This window comes from Nocardiopsis lambiniae (genome assembly GCF_031845465.1).
Taxonomy (GTDB): domain Bacteria; phylum Actinomycetota; class Actinomycetes; order Streptosporangiales; family Streptosporangiaceae; genus Nocardiopsis; species Nocardiopsis lambiniae.
The window spans coordinates 138513-155777 of sequence record NZ_JAVREP010000013.1; the positions used below are offsets into that span (position 1 = coordinate 138513).

Annotated in this window: 17 protein-coding genes; 12 read left to right on the plus strand and 5 right to left on the minus strand. The window is 74.3% G+C overall.

Features of this window, described 5'->3' with window-relative positions; genetic code table 11:
* Positions 1–19 precede the first annotated feature (19 nt).
* The 8 genes from RM479_RS19295 to RM479_RS19330 all read left to right on the plus strand — a co-directional run bounded on the left by RM479_RS19295 (position 20) and on the right by RM479_RS19330 (position 6543).
* Positions 20–784, plus strand: a complete 765-nt coding sequence (locus RM479_RS19295) for a 3-oxoacyl-ACP reductase (protein WP_311513111.1) — start codon at positions 20–22, stop codon at positions 782–784.
* A gap of 26 nt (positions 785–810) precedes the next feature.
* A complete protein-coding gene (locus RM479_RS19300) occupies positions 811–1527 on the plus strand; it encodes a gamma-glutamyl-gamma-aminobutyrate hydrolase family protein (protein WP_311513112.1) in 717 nt (238 codons plus the stop codon).
* Positions 1528–1677: 150 nt separating this feature from the next.
* Positions 1678–2322 (plus strand): carbohydrate kinase family protein, encoded by a 645-nt coding sequence (locus RM479_RS19305; protein ID WP_311513113.1) that lies wholly within the window; start codon positions 1678–1680, stop codon positions 2320–2322.
* A 419-nt stretch (positions 2323–2741) separates the two neighbouring features.
* A complete protein-coding gene (locus RM479_RS19310; protein ID WP_311513114.1) occupies positions 2742–3707 on the plus strand; it encodes a glucosyl-3-phosphoglycerate synthase in 966 nt (321 codons plus the stop codon).
* Positions 3704–4564, plus strand: coding sequence for a dihydropteroate synthase (folP, locus tag RM479_RS19315; protein WP_274807958.1), 861 nt, complete (start codon positions 3704–3706; stop codon positions 4562–4564). The genes RM479_RS19310 and folP overlap by 4 nt, the downstream gene beginning before the upstream one ends.
* A 10-nt stretch (positions 4565–4574) precedes the next feature.
* The gene (locus tag RM479_RS19320) at positions 4575–5267 is read left to right on the plus strand and encodes a class III extradiol ring-cleavage dioxygenase family protein (protein ID WP_311513115.1); all 693 of its coding nucleotides are present in this window, start codon (positions 4575–4577) and stop codon (positions 5265–5267) included.
* Positions 5264–6004 (plus strand): dihydrofolate reductase family protein, encoded by a 741-nt coding sequence (locus RM479_RS19325; protein ID WP_311513116.1) that lies wholly within the window; start codon positions 5264–5266, stop codon positions 6002–6004. Before RM479_RS19320 ends, RM479_RS19325 begins: the two co-directional genes overlap by 4 nt.
* Positions 6005–6015: 11 nt before the next feature.
* A complete protein-coding gene (locus RM479_RS19330; protein ID WP_311513117.1) occupies positions 6016–6543 on the plus strand; it encodes a hypothetical protein in 528 nt (175 codons plus the stop codon).
* Positions 6544–6571: 28 nt separating this feature from the next.
* Here the strand turns inward: RM479_RS19330 and RM479_RS19335 are convergent, their stop codons facing one another.
* The 4 genes from RM479_RS19335 to RM479_RS19350 form a co-directional block, all read right to left on the minus strand.
* Complete coding sequence (locus RM479_RS19335) at positions 6572–7723, minus strand: PrsW family intramembrane metalloprotease (RefSeq protein ID WP_311513118.1); 1152 nt, start codon at positions 7721–7723, stop codon at positions 6572–6574.
* Positions 7720–8343: a hypothetical protein gene (locus RM479_RS19340; RefSeq protein ID WP_311513119.1), complete on the minus strand. Its 624-nt coding sequence runs from the start codon at positions 8341–8343 to the stop codon at positions 7720–7722. The genes RM479_RS19335 and RM479_RS19340 overlap by 4 nt, the downstream gene beginning before the upstream one ends.
* Before the next feature lie 156 nt (positions 8344–8499).
* Positions 8500–9597 carry a 2,3-butanediol dehydrogenase gene (locus RM479_RS19345; protein WP_311513120.1) on the minus strand — a complete coding sequence of 366 codons (1098 nt, stop codon included), beginning with the start codon at positions 9595–9597 and terminating at the stop codon, positions 8500–8502.
* Between the two features lie 90 nt (positions 9598–9687).
* Positions 9688–10920 (minus strand): winged helix-turn-helix domain-containing protein, encoded by a 1233-nt coding sequence (locus tag RM479_RS19350; protein ID WP_311513121.1) that lies wholly within the window; start codon positions 10918–10920, stop codon positions 9688–9690.
* A 240-nt stretch (positions 10921–11160) separates the two neighbouring features.
* Between RM479_RS19350 and RM479_RS19355 the strand changes: the two genes are divergently transcribed.
* From RM479_RS19355 to RM479_RS19365, 3 genes are all read left to right on the plus strand, one after another.
* Complete coding sequence (locus RM479_RS19355; RefSeq protein ID WP_311513122.1) at positions 11161–12747, plus strand: hypothetical protein; 1587 nt, start codon at positions 11161–11163, stop codon at positions 12745–12747.
* A 61-nt stretch (positions 12748–12808) separates the two neighbouring features.
* Positions 12809–13777, plus strand: coding sequence for a phosphotransferase (locus tag RM479_RS19360; protein ID WP_274807967.1), 969 nt, complete (start codon positions 12809–12811; stop codon positions 13775–13777).
* Between the two features lie 91 nt (positions 13778–13868).
* Positions 13869–14294, plus strand: coding sequence for a hypothetical protein (locus RM479_RS19365; protein WP_311513123.1), 426 nt, complete (start codon positions 13869–13871; stop codon positions 14292–14294).
* A gap of 6 nt (positions 14295–14300) precedes the next feature.
* Here the strand turns inward: RM479_RS19365 and RM479_RS19370 are convergent, their stop codons facing one another.
* Entirely contained in the window at positions 14301–15830 is a 1530-nt protein-coding gene (locus RM479_RS19370; protein ID WP_311513124.1) for a bifunctional phosphatase PAP2/diacylglycerol kinase family protein, read from the minus strand.
* Positions 15831–15997: 167 nt separating this feature from the next.
* Here RM479_RS19370 and RM479_RS19375 point away from each other — a divergent pair.
* Positions 15998–17265, plus strand: a 1268-nt coding sequence (locus RM479_RS19375; protein WP_311513125.1) for an NAD(P)/FAD-dependent oxidoreductase, incomplete at its 3' end; no start/stop codon positions are given.

Here is a 17265-nt window from a genome sequence, read left to right on the forward strand (position 1 = left end):
CCGAGCAGGGAGCAGCCAGATGAACCGTTTCGAGGACCGCGTCGCGGTCATCACCGGGGCCGCCGGGGGCATCGGCCGGGCCACCGCGCGCCGGCTCGCCGCCGAGGGCGCCCGCGTCGTCGCCGCCGACCTCGACGAGGAGGCGGGCCGCGCGGTCGCCGAGGAGGTCGACGGGACCTTCGTGCGCGTCGACGTCACCGACGAGAAGGAGGTGGAGGCGCTCTTCGCCGCGGCGAGGGAGACGTACGGGAGCGTGGACGTCGCCTTCAACAACGCCGGGATCTCCCCGCCCGACGACGACTCCATCCTCACCACCGGCCTCGACGCCTGGCGCCGGGTCCAGGAGGTCAACCTGACCTCGGTCTACCTGTGCTGCAAGTACGCCCTGCCGTACATGCGCGAACAGGGGCGGGGGTCGATCGTCAACACCGCCTCCTTCGTCGCCACCATGGGCGCGGCCACCTCCCAGATCTCCTACACCGCCAGCAAGGGCGGCGTGCTGGCGCTCAGCCGTGAGCTGGGCGTGCAGTTCGCGCGCGAGGGCATCCGGGTCAACGCGCTCTCCCCGGGGCCGGTGAACACGCCGCTGCTGCGCGAGCTGTTCGCCAAGGACCCCGAGCGGGCCGCCCGCCGTCTGGTGCACGTGCCGTTGGGCCGGTTCGCCGAGGCCGAGGAGATCGCCGCCGCCGTGGCGTTCCTGGCCAGTGACGACGCCTCCTTCATCACCGCGTCCAACTTCCTGGTGGACGGCGGTATCTCCGGGGCCTACGTCACCCCGCTGTAACGGTCCGTCACGGAAGGGAGGGCGTCGTGACCGCGCCCGTCATCGGTATCTCCGCCTACGCCGACCACGCCCGGTGGGGGGTGTGGGACACCCGCGCCACCCTGCTGCCGCAGGAGTACGTGGACGCGGTCGCCGCCGCGGGCGCGGTGCCCGTCCTGCTGCCCCCGGTCGCGAACACGGCCGGGGCGGTCCCCGCCCTGGACGGACTGCTGCTGGCGGGCGGCGGCGACATCGCCCCCGCCCGCTACGGCGCTCCCGTCGGCGAGCGCACCGCCGGCGTCCAGGACTTCCGGGACGCCGCCGAGAGCGCGCTGCTGGCCGCCGCCCTGGGGCGGGGGATCCCCGTGCTGGGGATCTGCCGGGGCATGCAGCTGCTCAACGTGGCCCGCGGCGGCACCCTGCACCAGCACCTGCCCGACGTGGTCGGCCACGACGGACACCGGCTCCGCCTCGGCGTGTTCGACCCCCACCCGGTCACCGTCGCCGAGGGGTCGCGCACCGCCCGTGCGCTGGGCCGCACCCGGTTGGAGGTGCCCTCGTACCACCACCAGGCCGTCGCCGAACCGGGCGCGGGGGTGACGGCGACCGCCTGGGCCGACGACGGCACGGTCGAGGCCATCGAGTACGACGACACCGACGCGGTCCTGGGGGTGCAGTGGCACCCGGAGATGGGCGCCGACCCGAGCCTGTTCGCCTGGCTCACCGCGGGGGCGTCGGCCGGCGACCGGGTCCCGTCGCGCTGAACGGGGCCGATCGGGACGGGGGTCCGCCCGGCCGCCCTCGGCACGGGCCACCTCGCCCTCGGCCCGTGTCACCCTCGCCTTCGGCGTCGTGCCCCTCGCCCGGACCGTCGCCCGCGCCGTCCTCGGTCCGCCTCCGTAAGCAGGATCTCCATGACCGGATCCCGTGACGACGTCGTCGTGGTGGGCGGCACCGGCGTGGACACCCTCGTCCGCGTCCCCGACCTCGCCGTCCCCGAGGGCGACTCGGCGCAGGTCCCGCCGGTGCGCGGCCACGTGGGGCACACCGGCAACGGCGTCGCCCCGGGGCTGCGCCACCTGGGCCCGGCCACCGGGTTCGTCGACTTCCTCGGCGACGACGTCCAGGGCCGCGTGGTCCTGGACCGCTACGCCGAACCCGGCCCGGACTTCTCCCACGTGGTCTCCCCGCACGGCACGCCCCGCGGCGTCGACCTCGTCGACGACCGGGGCGGACGGTTCTCCTTCTACGACGCCCGCCACCCTGCCGACCTGCGCCTGCCCCGTGAATTCGCGCCGCCCTTCCTGGAACGGGCCCGCCACGTGCACCGGGCGATCTCCAGGCGGAACGCCGGGGTTCTCGGGTCCCGCGCGCCCAGGACCCGGGTGAGGTCGGGGAGCGGGAGCGGGGACTCCCACGGCGCGGCCCCGTGGTCACCGCGTTCGCTCAGCCGGTGGGAGATCTCGAACCGCCTGGTGAGGGTGTCGGGGGGATCGCGGCCCGGGACCCGGATCCGGTCGGGCGGCGACCGGCAATGTTCGGCCAGGGCCGCCCCGTGATCGCCCGGGCCGAAGAGGGGATGGGCGACGTTCTCCCGGGCGGTACGGGCACGGGCGGGGTCCTTCGGGCGTCGATCTCGGTCACTCCATGATCCCCGCCCCGGGCGCCCCCGGTGTCACCGATTTCACCGGGAATAAGGAAGATCGAAATACGTTCCGGTCGTTTCGCCGGGCAGAGTGTGAACCAGGGCGTGTTCGGCGGACGTGTACGCCGCCGCACGACGCCCCGGCACACCCGCCCGGCCACCCCTGGAAGGTCCGGCGGTCCACGGCCGCCCAGATCCCTTCCGCGGTGTTCCGGCCGACGGGGGGACACCGCCCCGACCCCCTCGCCGGCCTCGCGGTGAACACACCGGGACGCCGCTCGCGACGAGCGGCGTCCACCGAACACGATCTAGTCCAGCCCGCTGGGAGGATTCTTGAGCGACACCTGGTTCGACCATCGCACCTATCGGCACACCGACTGGACCGTGCAGCGGCTCGTCGACCTCAAACGACGCCGGGGCCTCACCGTCAGCCTGGTGATCCCCGCCCGCGACGAGCAGGCCACCGTCGGGGGCATCGTCTCCCGGGTCCGGGCCGACCTGATGGAACGCGCGCCCCTGCTCGACGAGATCGTCGTCATGGACTCCGATTCCACCGACGACACCGGGCGGGTGGCCCGGGAGGCCGGCGCCGTCGTCCACCGGGTCGTCGACGTCCGACCCGACCTGGGGCACCGCAGGGGCAAGGGGGAGGCGATGTGGAAGTCGCAGTTCGTCACCTCCGGGGACGTCATCGCCTTCCTCGACGCCGACCTCGTCGAATGGGGTCCCCACTTCGTCTCCGCCCTGCTGGGTCCGCTGCTCACCGAACCCGGCGTGCGGCTGGTCAAGGGCTTCTACGACCGGCTGCTCGACCTGCCGGGCGGCGGGCGCGTCAGCCACGAGGGCGGCCGTGTCACCGAACTGGTCGCCCGCCCCACGCTGGCCCTGCGCTGGCCCGCCCTGTCCGGGGTGGTGCAGCCGCTGTCCGGCGAGTGGGCGATCCGCCGGGACCTGTTCGCGCAACTGTCGGTGCCCTCCGGGTACGGCGTCGAGTTGGCCGTGCTGGTCGACACCCACCTGCGGTGCGGTGTGGACGCCATCGCTCAGGTGGACCTGGGCCGGCGCGCCCACCGGCACCAGTCGCTGCGCGGGCTGGGCGCCATGGCCACCGAACTGCTCGCGATCGCCGACCGCCGATCCGGCATCGACCACGGCTCTGAAGTGCCGATCCGCTGGTTCGACACCGCCGACGAGCAGGGACGTCCGCGCACCGGTACGGTCGGTATCGTGGAGCGCCCACCGGCCGTCGGGGTCGGCCCGGAGCGACCACGCGTGCTGGGAGGAGCTGTCGGTCGGTGATGAGACTGCGGGGTCGGGAGTACGGTGCGCACGAGACGCTGGTGATGGCGATCGTCAACCGGACCCCCGACTCCTTCTACGACAAGGGCGCCACCTGGGACGACGGCCCCGCCTTCGAGCGGGTGCGCAAGGTCGTCTCCGAGGGCGCCGACATCGTGGACATCGGGGGGATCAAGGCCGCGCCGGGTGAGGAGATCGACGCCGACGAGGAGAAGCGCCGGGTCGTCGACTTCGTCGCCGCCGTCCGCGCGGAGTTCCCCGACCTCGTCATCAGCGTCGACACCTGGCGGGCCTCGGTGGGGCGCGCCGCCTGCGAGGCCGGTGCCGACCTCCTCAACGACGCCTGGGGCGGATACGACCCGGAGTTGGCCGAGGTGGCCGCCGAGTACGACGCCGCCCTGGTGTGCACCCACACCGCGGGGGTGACCCCGCGCACCCGACCGCACCGGGTGCGCTACACCGACGTCGTGGCCGACGCCGTCTCCTACACCGTCGGCCTGGCCGAACGCGCCGTGTCCCTGGGGGTGGACCCGGCGTCGGTGCTCATCGACCCCGCCCACGACTTCGCCAAGAACACCTGGCACTCCCTGGAACTGACCCGGCGCCTGGACGAGATGACCGCCACGGGGTGGCCGGTGCTGGTGTCGCTGTCCAACAAGGACTTCGTCGGTGAGAGCCTGGACCTGCCGGTGGGGGAGCGGCTGACCGGGACGCTGGCGGCCACCGCCGTGTGCGCCTGGCAGGGCGCCCGGGTGTACCGGGTGCACGAGGTGCCCGAGACCCGGCAGGTACTGGACATGGTCGCCGCCATTCGCGGGGTCCGACCTCCCGCGCGGACCGTGCGGGGACTGGCGTGAGGAGGCCCCGTTGATCGTCGCCACCGCTGTGTGCCCACAGCCCCCGCTGCTGCTGCGGGAGTTGACCGGGGGCCGGGACGTGGCCGCCGACCTGCGCAAGGCGTGCGAGGAGGCGGTCGGCGTCCTGCTGGAGGCCGCCCCGGACGTCATCGTCGTGCTGGGCGCGGACATCCGTTCCGCCGACCGGGTCGAGGGGCGCATCGCGCTCTCGGCGTTCGGTGGCCCGGGGGAGCGGGTGCCCGGGGACGAGGCGCTGCCGACCTCCCTGGCGGTGGCCCGCCGCCTGCTGGACGACCTCGACGCGCGGGTGCCGGTGGAGATGGGCACGATCGCCGCCGACGCCGACCCCGCCGAGGTCGCCCTGCGGGGCCGGGCCCTGGCGGAGCGCCCCGAACGCGTGGGGCTGCTGGTCATGGCCGACGCCGGGGCCCGGCGCGGCCCGCGCGCCCCCGGGCACCTGGACGAGCGCACGTTCGCGGTGGACGACACGATCCGCGCGGCCCTGGCCGGCGCGGACCGGGCGTCCCTGCTGGCGCTGGACCCCGACCTGTGCGCGGAACTGCTCATCGGTGGCCGTGCCGCCCTCCAGGTGATGGCCCGGGCACTGGACGACTCCGTCGTCACCGCGCCCCGCCTGCTCTACGCCGACGATCCCTTCGGGGTGCTGTACCTGGTGGCGTCCTGGCCGGGGCAGGACGCGTGAGGGTACTGCTCAACGACCTGGTCCCCGAGGCGGCGGCCCCGGGCGCCACCGTCTCCGACGGGACGCTGGCCGCGCTGTACGCCCACCCCGAACACCGGACGCGCGCCAACATGGTCGCCACCCTCGACGGCGCGGGCGCGGGGACCGACGGGCTGACCGGGTCCATCAACACCTCGGCCGACCGCGAGGTCTACACGCTGCTGCGGGACCTGGCGGACGTGGTCCTGGTGGGCGCGGGCACCGCCCGCGCCGAGGACTACGGGAGGCCGGGCCCGCGGACCCGGCCGGGCCGCACCCGCTGCCCGGAGCTGGCGGTGGTCAGCCGTTCGGCCGCGGTGCCCCCGTCGCTGGCCGAGGCCGCGCCCGACCGCGGCGGGGTCCTGCTGATCACCCGCCGCGGCGCGGGGGAGGCCGCGCTGGTCCGCGCCCGCGACCTGCTCGGCGCCGACCGGGTGCTGGTCCACGGCGACGCCGAGGTCGACCTGGCGGCGGCCGTGGCCGACCTCGCCGCCCGAGGTCTGTCACGGGTGCTGTGCGAGGGCGGACCGTCGCTGCTGGCCGACATGGCCGCCGCCGGTCTGCTCGACGAGCTGTGTCTGACCACGGTCCCGTTGCTGGCGGGCGGGGACGCCCACCGGATCGCCGTCGGCGCCCCGGCCGGTCTGGAGCTGGTCCCGCGCCTGATCCTGGAGTCCGAGGGCACCCTCCTCCACCGTTTCACCCGACCCGCCTCCTGAGGAGCCCCCGCATGGACGTGCTGCGCGAACGGCTGATGGAGGTCGTGCTGAACCCGGGCCACGTCGACCTGCCGATGCTCGCCGCCGAGGCGTTGGCCCGGGGCCTGGACTCACCGAGCCTGCGGGAGGTGGCCTGGCTCGGTCGCACCGACCCGACCCTGGTCCTGTTCGATCGGGCCCTGGACGAGCTCGGTCTGGCCTGGCCGACCGGGGACGAGGCGCACCTGTACGCGGCCCGTCGGATCTGTGCCCGCCTCCTCGACGGCGATCCGGACGCGTCCGCGGCGGTCGGGGCCGCCGAGGACGTGTACCACCACCTGTGCGGGGCCGCCGCGGAAGGCGCGCGGACCCACGACCACCTGCTCTTCCTCCACGTGTTCCTGGAGTGGGACGCCGCCATGGCCCGCGGCGTCCCGCCCACCCCGGAGGAGGAGCGGTCCGTCGTCGCCCGGGTTCGGGAACTCGCCGGGCGACTCGCCCGGGAACCGCTCGACGCGAGCACCCCGGGACACGCGGAAGGGGCCGGGGAGCGGCTCTGATCCTCCCGGCCCCTCGGACACGGGTGCGTCAGTCGCCGTGGGTGAAGGCGCGGTCCTCGGCGACCTCCACCATCCGTTCCTGACGTTCGCCCACCTGGGCGCGTTCGTCCTCGGCCACCGAGTGCAGCGCCTTGCGACGCCCGTTCCGGCGGGCCAGGGCGATCGCCGCCGAACGGCGGATGCCCAGTTCCTCACCCTCCTCGGCCAGTGCCCGGCGTACCCGGCGGCGGTGGACGTCGCGCGCCACGAAGTACACGATCATGGCGATCGCGAAGTTGAACAGGACCTTGACCACGACGCCGCCCGAGCCGCCGAGCAGCGGCGCGTCGAACAGCCAGTGCATCGCCATCGCCGTCAGCACCAGCGCCAGCGCACCCAGCGCGCGGCGTCCGCTCGGCCGCCAACCGGCCGCGGCCACCAGGCCCACGGCGGTGCCCGCGACCGCCGACATCGCCCAGTGCGAGCCCGGACCCGTCAGGAGCAGTCGGACGAGGGTCGTCTGCGTCACGGCCTCCGCGCCGTTCACCCCGCCCGCCTGGAACACGGCGTTGATCGCGTAGATGAGGTTCTCGGTCACCTCGAAGCCCAGGCCGACCAGGGCGCCGATGACGAACCCGTCCACGGGTCCGCGCACGGCGCGCGGGAAGGCGATGGCCACCAGGACGATCCCCACGAGCTTCAGGAGCTCCTCGTTGACCGGCGCCGTCATCGCGGCGCCCCAGACCCCGCTGAACTCCAGACCCATGGTCTTGGACCAGATCCCGTTCAGCGACCCGTTGGCGAGCAGCGCGCCGCCGGTCGCCGCCGTGAGTCCCCAGGCCACCGCCACCAGCGAGGCGGGCAGCGCGGGGGCGCGCACCGGTCGGATCCGGCGGAACAGCCAGAACCCGAAGAGCAGGGTCGCCGTGGAGAACACCAGCCCCAGTGCGGCCTCGCCGAAGAAGATCCGCACGGCGCCCGCGAACCGGAGCGTCAGCGCGATCAGCCCGAGCAGACACGCCAGGCCGATGAGGAGCATCGAGACCAGCGCGGGCAGGTGGTACCCCAGGACGGTGCGCTCCTCCTCGCGCGGCATCGGCACCCGCCGGGGACCGGGCGCGTCGGCGTGGGAGCGGCGTTGGGACGGTACCGCTCCGGCCGTGGTGTCCGGGAGGCGGGGTTCGTTGGGTGCCTGGCTCATCGGCCGCCCTCCTCGGTGAAGGTGATGGCGCGGGCGACGTCGGCGACCGCCTCCAGGTCGGCGGGGGTCGCGTCCCGCCCGCCCAGGGTCATCTCCACGGCGAACACCCCGTCGGGGGAGGTGTACAGGGTGGCCGCGCCCTCCTCGGTCCGGCTCCGCAGGACACCGGTCAGCCCCTCGGAACCGTCCTCGGCGGTGATCACCGCGGGCTCTCCCAGCCGAGAGGTGGGGTCCCCGGCACGGGCGAGGTCGCCCATGCCCTCCCACAAGAGCTTCGCGTCGGGCAGGGGGTCGCCGACGGGCGTCACCGTGATGACGGTCAGGTCGACGGTCCCCCGGTGGAACCGGTAGGACTCTCCGAGCCGGCTGGATCCGACGTCGAGGGTCCATCCGTCCTGGGGCAGGGTCAGGGACGCCCGGTATCCGCCGCCCTCGCCGATGACGATCTCGTCTCCGGCGCGGACGCGCTCGGACCCCGGAACGAGGGCGTTGAGCAGGGACCAGCCCACGAGCAGCAGGACGGCCATCGCGGCGGCCAGCCCCAGCGGGATCCAGTGGTTCCGGGCCGTCCCCGGCGCCGTATCGATCGGCTGCGCCATGGCGCCCCTCTCGTCACTCATGGTGATGGCCTATCGGACAAGCGAAACACCGATGAGCGCGCATGGTGCGGAGAAAGGGGGTACTTGGCGCATTTTGGTCGAAATTTCACCGCCCCCTGGGGAGCGCGCGGCCCCTCCATCGCCCCGTCCCGGCCGGCCCGCCGGGGCGGGGAGGCCTCAGGGGTGCACCAGGATCTTCACGTGGCGGTCGCCGTGGGCGAGCAGCTCCTCGTACCCCCTCTCCCGTGCCTCCTCCAGGGAGATGCGGTCGGTGATCAGGGGTTTGGGGCTCAGGTTGCCGATCCGAATCGACTCGATGACGGCGGGGAAGTCCGGCCCGTCGTAGCCGAAGCTCCCGGTGAGGTCGATCTCGGCGAGCATCAGGACGGTGGGGTCGAACTCCACGGGGCGCCCCTGGGAGACCGTCACCGCCCGGCCGCCCTTGCGCAGGGATCCGATCATCGTGAGGAGGGCGGGGGTGCCCGCGCCCGAGGCCTCGAACGCCATGTCGACCCCGCCCGGGGCGCGTGCGCGCACCTTCGAGACCACGTCCACCTCCGTGGGGTCGAGCACCAGGTCGGCGCCGAAGTCGACGGCCTGTCGCCTGCGGGTCTCCGAGATCTCGCTGACGGTGATGTGACCGGCGCTCCACGCCCGGGCGACCATGAGCAGTTCCAGCCCGACGGGACCGGCCCCGACGATCAGCACCGACTCACCGGGGACCAGGCCCGCGCGGCGCACGGCGTGCCAGGCCACCGCCATCGGCTCCACCAGCGCCGCGACCGTGGGGGAGATGCCCTCCGGCATCCGGTGCACCCGGTCGGCGGGCACCACGGCGTACTCGGCCAGGCCTCCGGCTCCCCCCATCAGACCGATGAAGCCGAAGTTCTCGCACAGGTTGTACGCGCCGCGCCGACAGGCGGCGCAGGTGCCGTCGAACACCAGGGGCTCCACGACCACCACCGCGCCCTCGGGCAGGCCCTCGACGTCGGAGGCCGCCTCGACGATCCGTCCCGAGAACTCGTGCCCCTGCACGTGGGGACCGTGGGTGCGCAGCACGGGGTGCAGGTACTCGTCGGGCATGGCGGGGTGCAGGTAGTTGTTCAGGTCGGAGGCGCAGAGGCCGTTCCACTCGACCCGGATCTTCACCGACCCGGGGGCGAGTCGGGGTTCGGGCACCTCGTCCAGCCGAAGATCCCTCGCCCCGTGCAATCGCAACGCCCGCATGTCGCCCCCGCTCCGCCGGTCCCGCCCTTTCCCCTGGTTCCTGCCCATCCGCCCGCCCGTCCTTGGACGATCCCGCGTAAACACTTCCCCTGGCACGGGTGTGGCGGGGCACCGCGGGCGGGGCCCGGACGGCCCCCCTCACACTCGCCCGGCCGCCGCCAGCTCCGCCCGCCACACCTTCGGCACCGGACCCGAGCAGGTCACCGCCCCCGCCCCCGCGAATCCGGCCAGGTCGCCGACCGCCTCCGCGATCGCCGCGCCCGCGGAGTCGTCGACCACGTGCTCCTCGGCGTACACGCCCTCCAGGTCCAGCACCCCGCGTCGGCGGTCGACCCGGGCGGCGATCCGCCCCACCAGCCGGTCACCGTGCAGGATCGGCAGCACGTAGTACCCGTACCGCCGTCTCGCCCTGGGGGTGTACATCTCGTTGACGTAGGTGAAGTCCCACAGCAGCGCCGTGCGCTCCCGGTCGCACAGCAGGTTGTCGAACGGCGACAGCACCGTCGTCCGCCCGCCCCACTCCTCGCCGGCGACCTCCTCGACCAGCGGTAGGACGTCCACGTGCACGAACCACGGTTCGGCGTCCCCGAACCCCGCCACCCGGGCCCGCGCCACCCGGCCCGCCGACTCCAGGCGCGCCAGCACCCCCGCCGGGTCGGTGTGGCGTTCGCGCACGAAATGTCGGCGCACGTCCCGGGCCCGCCCCGCGCCCAACGCGCGCAGCGCGTGCTCCACCGACCGCTCCTCGATCTCGGCGTCGTCCCACTCACCCCGGTCCGCCCAGGGCGGCAGACACCGGTCGGTCAGGTCCCACATCCGGGTGCGGCCCCGCCGCCCGGCCACCATGATCCGCCCCTGGGTCCACAGCAGGTCGAGCATCCGCTCCACGTTGCGCCCGGCCGTCCAGCCGGTGGACTCCCACGCCACGACCGCCCGGTCCTCGAACCCGTCGGTGGGCAGCGGTCCGGCCTCCGCCAACCGGCACAGGACGTGCTCGTGCAGCTCCGCGTTGACCCGGGCCCACTCCGCGAGCCGCGAGTCCGCGCGCGGATACCGGCGCATCAGTCCCCGGTGCAGCGGCAGATCCTCGGTGAGCACCATCGACGCCGCGTGCGCCCAGTACTCGAACAACCACCGCTCCCGCCACCGCAGCGACTCCAGGTCGGCCGGATCGAACCGGCCCACCCGGCTCCACAGCACCAGCAGGTGGCTGGGGGCGACCACACCGATCGGGTCCATCTGGAGGCAGCGCAGATCGCGCAGCACCTCGCGCAGCCCGTCGGCGCCGGGCCCGGGGCGGGGACCGGCCAGGCGCTGACGGCGGACGGCCAGTCGGCGGACGGTGCGCGGATCCAGGTCGAGGGTGTCCACGGCGACTCCGGGGGACGAGGGAGGGTTCGGGGCCGTCAGTGAACCGCACCCCACCGACATTCCCCGCCCCGGGGCGCCACGGGAGCGGGATCGCACGAGCGCGTCCACCCCCGCCCGCGAACACCGGCGGTGCCGGCCCGCTCGTCCCGACGACCGTTCGTGGACCGCCGGGAAAACCGAACACGACCGTCGCGCGTCGTATGGTCGGCGCATCCGCGCCCGGGACGTGAGGAGACGCGCGTGGTCGAGGATCGGACGATCGTCGAGGACGCACGGACCACCTCCTCGCGCGGCCCGCTGGGCTGGTGCGGTGTCGGGCTGGTCCTGGGCGGGGCCACGCTGTCGCTGGCCCCCGGGGTGCCGTCCTGGGCCGGGCTGTCCGCCGCCGGGGCGGGCGTGCTCCTGGTCGTCGCCGGACTGCGCCGGATGCGGTCGCTCCCGGCGCGCCGCTCCCTGGTCCCGGCCGCCGCCGGACTGGCCTGCGCCCTGATCGCCGGATTCGGGGTGCGCGCCCTCACCCTGTCCCTGGCCGTGGAGCACACCCTCGCCGAGTCCGTCCCCGATACCGCGCCGCCGATCCCCGCCGAGGTCACCACCACGGCCTGGACCCGGACCCTTCCCGGGGACGACACCCTGGTGCGCGTCGTCCCCGGCACCCTCGGCCCGATCGTCGTCCTGGACGACGGGGTGGTGGCCCTGGACGGGATCACCGGCGACGAGCTGTGGCGTTACCGGCTGCGCGGCGCGGACGCCCGCGCCACCGTGTACGGCGGCGGCACCCGGATCCACATCGCGCACGGCGACCCCGACGACCCCGATCGCACCGGAGCGTCGACCTGGGTGGAACTCGACACCGCCCGAGGGGGCACGGTGGAGACGTTCACCGTTCCGCCCCCGCCCGCCGGGACCACGACCACGGTCCTGACGGTCGCCTCGGGCGTGCTCGTCCACTCCCGGACCGAGGACGACGACACCCCCCGGATCGTCGCCCACGACACCGCCACCCTCCGGGAGGCCTGGTCGTTCACCGTCCCCGAGGAGCCCGGCCGGGTCTGCGCGCCCTGGCAGGGGTGGAACGCCGACAACACCCTGCGCACGACCGACCTGTTCCTGCTCGCCTACGCCTGCGTTCCCGAGGGGCGGGCGCGCGACACCGACCCGGCGAGGATCGCCGACACCCCCGGCGCGCACCTGACCGGGGTGGTCACCGCCCTGGACCGGCGCGACGGTCGGGTGCGCTGGACCCGGGAACTGCCCGGTCTGGAGGAGTTCCCGGCCCTGCGCGTCGGCGGTCCGGTCATCGACGCCGACACACGCCCCGTGATCGTGGTCGATCCCCTCATGGGGGAGGACGCGCCGGTGATCCTGGACCCGCGGGACGGGTCGCACGCGGTGCGGATCACCGCCGAACCCTGGACCGACGGCCGGTCGGTGCTCGTGCGCGCCGACACCGGGGGAGCGGTCGTCACCGAGACGGCCGCCGACCGGCTGCTGGTCCACCGGGTGTCGCCGGAGGGCGGGATCGTCGTCACCGCCGCCCTGGACGCCGCCGACCTGCCCGGGTACGGTCCCGCGTCGGCCGTGGCGCTCTCCGACGCGGTCGTCGTCCCCCTCTCCGCTCCGGACGCGGACCGGGAGGTGCCGGCGGTGTGGTCGGTCCCCTTCGACGGCGACCCCCGGTTCTCCGTCCTCGATCCGGTGGGGGAGGCGGGGCCGCTGCCCCTGGGGAGCGGGGCCGACCACCACCGGGCCGTGGCCGTTCCCGGCGCGCTCGTCACGGTGGCGCGCGGTGCCGAGGCGGTCCGGTTGCACGGCCTGCTGCCCTGACCGGCCGGCCGAACCCGGGAAAACGCCTGCGCCCGGCCGGGCGCGCTGGTAACTTCGCCGCATGCGGGAACCGTTGACAGACCTCCACGAGGACCGCGTCGGCGAAGCCCTGGGCGCCTGGGGGATCCGTCCGGCCGCGTTCACCCATCTGCCCGTCGGTTTCGCCGACCACCACTGGAGTGTCACCGACACCTCGGGGCGGCGCTGGTTCGCGACCGTCGCCGACCTCGCCCACAAGGCCTACCTGGGCCCGACCCCGGCCGCCGCGCGGGAGCGGTTGGCGGCGGCCATGGACACCGCCGCCCGGTTGCACGACGAGGCCGGACTGGGGTTCGTCGTGGCCCCGCTGCGCACCCCCGAGGGGCGCACCATCCGGGCGGTGGGCCGCGACCGGGTGCTCAGTGTCTTCCCCTACGTGGAGGGCGCCTCGGGCGGTTTCGGCCGGCACGCGTCCCCGTACCTGCGCGGCCTGTTGTTGGACACCCTCGCCCGGCTGCACCGGCGCACACCGCCCCGGAGCGCGGCCCTGTCCCCGCCGGCGATCGCGCACCGCTTCCACCTGGACACGGTCCTGGAGGAACCCTCCCGGATGGGGGCCGGCGGACCTTTCGCCGAACCCGTCGCACACCTGCTGGCCGAGCACACCAAACGGGTGCGCGCCCGCCTGGAGGAGTACGACCGGCGGGCGGCCGAACTGGCGGGCGCCCCGGTCGTGGTGACCCACGGCGAACCCCACCCGGGCAACGTGGTCTGGCGGGGGCCGAACCCCCTGCTCGTGGACTGGGACACCGTGGGGCTCGCCGTCCCCGAACGCGACCTGTGGCTGGTGGTGGAGGACGACGCCGACCTCGAACGCTACGCCGACGCCTCCGGACACACCGTCGATCCGGCCCGGCTGGAGCTGTACCGGTCGAGGTGGGACCTCCAGGACGTCGCGGAGTTCACGGAGGCGTTCGCGCGACCGCACATCCGCGACCGCGACACCGAGGAGGCCTGGCACGCGCTGGTGGAGATCGTCGACCGGCTGTGACCCCGGCGGGTCGTCCCCGCCTCCACATGGTGACCCTGGGTAGCATTCACATTGCCCGGAGTCATCTATCGGTTCGGTTCACGGAGACGACATGCGACTGCCCCTGAGCATCGGCGACCTTCCCCTGCGCGTGGCCACCGGCGCGTTCATCCTCAACTCGGGGCTGGACAAGTACGACGTCGACGAGGACACCGCCCGCGGACTGCACGGGATGGCGGTGGGCACCTATCCCTTCCTCAAGGACGTCGACCCCGTCACCTTCGTCAAGCTCCTCTCCGCGGGGGAGATCGCCCTGGGCAGCGCCCTGCTGGTGCCGCTGGTGCCCGGCAGGCTCGCGGGCGCCGGACTCACCGCGTTCGGCGCCGGCCTCCTCGGCATGTACCTGCGCACCCCCGGCCTGCGCCGTCCCGGGAGTCTGCGGCCCACCCCCGAGGGCCTGCCCATCGCCAAGGACTCCTGGCTGGTCGGCGCCGGCCTGACCCTCCTCATCGGCGGCCGTGCCCGCGGACGCCGATGACATCGGTCAGGGCCGCTCGGTCCTGGGGACGAACACCCGCAGCGCCCCCGGCCGCTTGGTGAACCGCACCGTTCGCGACGCCTCCATCACCTCGCCGTCCACCGCCAGCAGCCGCGGCTCCTCGGGGAGCGTCAGGACCAGCTCCCGTGCGGTCCTCTCCCGGTAGCCCTCGCCCCGCTGGTGGCGGCCGAACAGCACGTCCCGGACGGCGCGCAGCCGCGGGAACGGGCTGCGCGCGCCCAGCACCCGCACGTCCAGCCGACCGTCCACCAGGCTCTCGCGCAGCGCCGGGACCCGGGCGTGCGTGCGGTAGCGGCAGTTGCCCACGAACGCCCACCACACCTTCGTCGGTCGGCCGTCCACCACGGCCGGGGTGGGGGCGACCTCCCGCAGGTCGTGCCACAGGGCCCAGGCGAACGCCGGCCACTTGCCGATCCGGGGCGCCCACCGGTCGCGCCGCTCCACCATGCGCGGGTAGGAGCCGAACGAGGCGGTGTTGAGGAACAGGTGTCCGTCCACCTCGCCCACGTCCACCCGGGCCAGCCGACCGTCGGAGAACGCGCGCAGCGCCACGTCCACCGACGTCAGTCCGAGGGTCCGGGCGAAGTTGTTGAGGGTGCCGTCGGGGATCACCAGCAGCGGCCTGTCGTTGTCGATGGCGGCGCGCGCCCCCGCGTTGACGGTGCCGTCGCCGCCGGCCACCGCCAGCACCTCGCCGGCCTTGGCCGCCCGGTCCATCACCTCGACGATGTCGTCGTCCTCCGAGAGGGAGACGATCGTGGCACCCGGTAGCGCCCGTGCGATCCGGGAGGGGGTGCCGATGGCGTTCGACGCGGTCGCCCCCTCGGCCACCGCGGCCGGGAGCACGTCGGCGGAGCGGGGATTGCACACCACCGTCACCCCCGTTCCGGGCAGGGTCCCGGTGGCGAGAGCCTCTCCGCCGGCCTCCCCGGGGTGGTGGACGTCCTCGGGCAGGGTCGTGGCCCCGTGGGTCAGCTCCGGACGGGGCGGCACCATGGCGCGGGCCGCCAACGAGGCGCCCAGGCCGATGAGGGCCCCGCCCAGCACGTCGCCCGGGTAGTGGACGCCGCTGTGCACCCGGGACACCGCCACCGTCCCGGCCAGGGCCGCGACCAGGGCCGCGAGCGGGCGCGGGGCGTCGGCGGCGATCCCGGCCGCGTAGCCGACGGCGGCGGCCGTGTGCCCGGAGGGGAACGAGGAGCTGCCGTAGTCGCGGTAGGGGAGCCGGGACCGGGGCACCCCGGACACGTCCGGGCGGGGGCGGTCGGTCAGGTGTTTGACGCCCGCCGAGATCGCGTTGGCGCCGGCGGCGGCGATCATGGCGCGCAGGGCCGTGCGCCGGGCCCGGGGCCCGCCGGTGGCGGCCATCGTCGCCGATATCAGGAACCACGGCGCCATGTTGTCCGTGGCCTGGACGAACTTGGGCGTATAGGGGTCCAGGACGGGCGCCCCCAGGCCCGTCACGAGACGGTGGAGTCGTCGGTCCAGCCGGTCGATCGGTCGTAGTACACGCATTCGTCCACCGTGCTGTGTCCACGGCCGGATGTCCAGAACCCACGGGATCTTCCCCTGCTCCTCACCACCCTTGGTGACTCACATCACAGGCCGGTCGGGCGATCGCACCCATCCGCGCGCCCACCTGATCCGAATACCCGATATCAGCCCCCAGGGAAGGGACATCCGTGGTCCAGGACAGGCACATCCCCCGACGCAGACGCGTCGCCGTCATCGGTTCCGGCGTCTCCGGACTGACCGCCGCGCACATCCTGCGAGAACGGGCCGAGGTGACGCTGCTGGAGGCGGACGACCGCCTGGGTGGGCACGCCCACACTCATCGGATCACCGACGAACACGGCGCCGAACTCCTCGTGGACAGCGGGTTCATCGTCCACAACCGCCGCACCTACCCGAACCTGATCCGCCTCTTCGACGAACTGGGCGTGGACACCCGCCCCACCGAGATGAGCCTGTCCGTGGCCTGCGACGGCTGCGGCCTGGAGTACGCCGGCTCCCGGGGGCCGCGCGCCCTGCTGCCCACCGGCCCCCGGGCCACCGGCGCCCACGTGCGCATGCTCACCGAGATCCCCCGCTTCCACCGGGCCGCCCGCGCCCTGCTCGACGCACCCGACGCCGACCCCGGGCCCACCCTGGGGGAGTTCGCCGCGCAGAGCGCCCTGAGCCCCTACACCGTGGCGCACTTCGTCGTCCCCCTGGTCTCGGCGGTCTGGTCGTGCCCCCCGGGCACCGCCCTGGACTACCCCGCCCGCTACCTGTTCGCCTTCCTGGCCAACCACGGCATGCTCGGGATCTGGGGCTCGCCCCGATGGCGCACCGTCGTGGGCGGATCCCGGTCCTACGTCGAACGCGTCGCCAAGAACCTCGACGTCGTGCGCACCGGGACCCCCGTGCGCTCGGTGGAGCGCGTCCCCGACGGGGTCCGCCTGCGCCTCGACGGCCGTGAGGAGGACTTCGACGCCGCCGTCATCGCGGTCCACGCCGATCAGGCCCTGGCCCTGCTGCCCCGGCCCACCCCCGCCGAGCGCGAGGTGCTGGGCGCGTTCCGCTACTCCCGCAACCGCACCCTGTTGCACACCGACGCCTCGGTGCTGCCCCGTGACCCGGCGGCGCGGGCGAGCTGGAACCACCGACTGCCCTCCTGCGACCCCGACGCCGGACCCGTGCGGGTCAGCTACGACATGAACCGGCTCCAGCACCTGCCCGGCCGCCGACGCCACCTCGTCACCCTCAACGACGACGGGCGCGTCCGCCCGGACGACGTCCTGGCCGAGATGGACTACGAGCACCCGGTGTACACCCCCGCGGCACTGGCCGCGCAACGCCGGATCGCCGACCTGGACGACGGCGTCATCGCGTTCGCCGGCGCCCACCACGGATGGGGCTTCCACGAGGACGGGTGCGCCTCGGGGGTGCGCGCGGCGGAGAGCCTGGG

Excerpts from the sequence above, each read along its gene's own strand:
- RM479_RS19295 (WP_311513111.1), top strand. The coding sequence starts at position 20 with ATGAACCGTTTCGAGGACCGCGTCGCGGTCATCACCGGGGCCGCCGGG.
- RM479_RS19305 (WP_311513113.1), top strand. The coding sequence starts at position 1,678 with ATGACCGGATCCCGTGACGACGTCGTCGTGGTGGGCGGCACCGGCGTG.
- RM479_RS19330 (WP_311513117.1), top strand. The coding sequence starts at position 6,016 with ATGGACGTGCTGCGCGAACGGCTGATGGAGGTCGTGCTGAACCCGGGC.
- RM479_RS19335 (WP_311513118.1), bottom strand. The coding sequence starts at position 7,723 with ATGAGCCAGGCACCCAACGAACCCCGCCTCCCGGACACCACGGCCGGA.
- RM479_RS19340 (WP_311513119.1), bottom strand. The coding sequence starts at position 8,343 with ATGAGTGACGAGAGGGGCGCCATGGCGCAGCCGATCGATACGGCGCCG.
- RM479_RS19345 (WP_311513120.1), bottom strand. The coding sequence starts at position 9,597 with ATGGGCAGGAACCAGGGGAAAGGGCGGGACCGGCGGAGCGGGGGCGAC.
- RM479_RS19360 (WP_274807967.1), top strand. The coding sequence starts at position 12,809 with ATGCGGGAACCGTTGACAGACCTCCACGAGGACCGCGTCGGCGAAGCC.
- RM479_RS19365 (WP_311513123.1), top strand. The coding sequence starts at position 13,869 with ATGCGACTGCCCCTGAGCATCGGCGACCTTCCCCTGCGCGTGGCCACC.
- RM479_RS19370 (WP_311513124.1), bottom strand. The coding sequence starts at position 15,830 with ATGCGTGTACTACGACCGATCGACCGGCTGGACCGACGACTCCACCGT.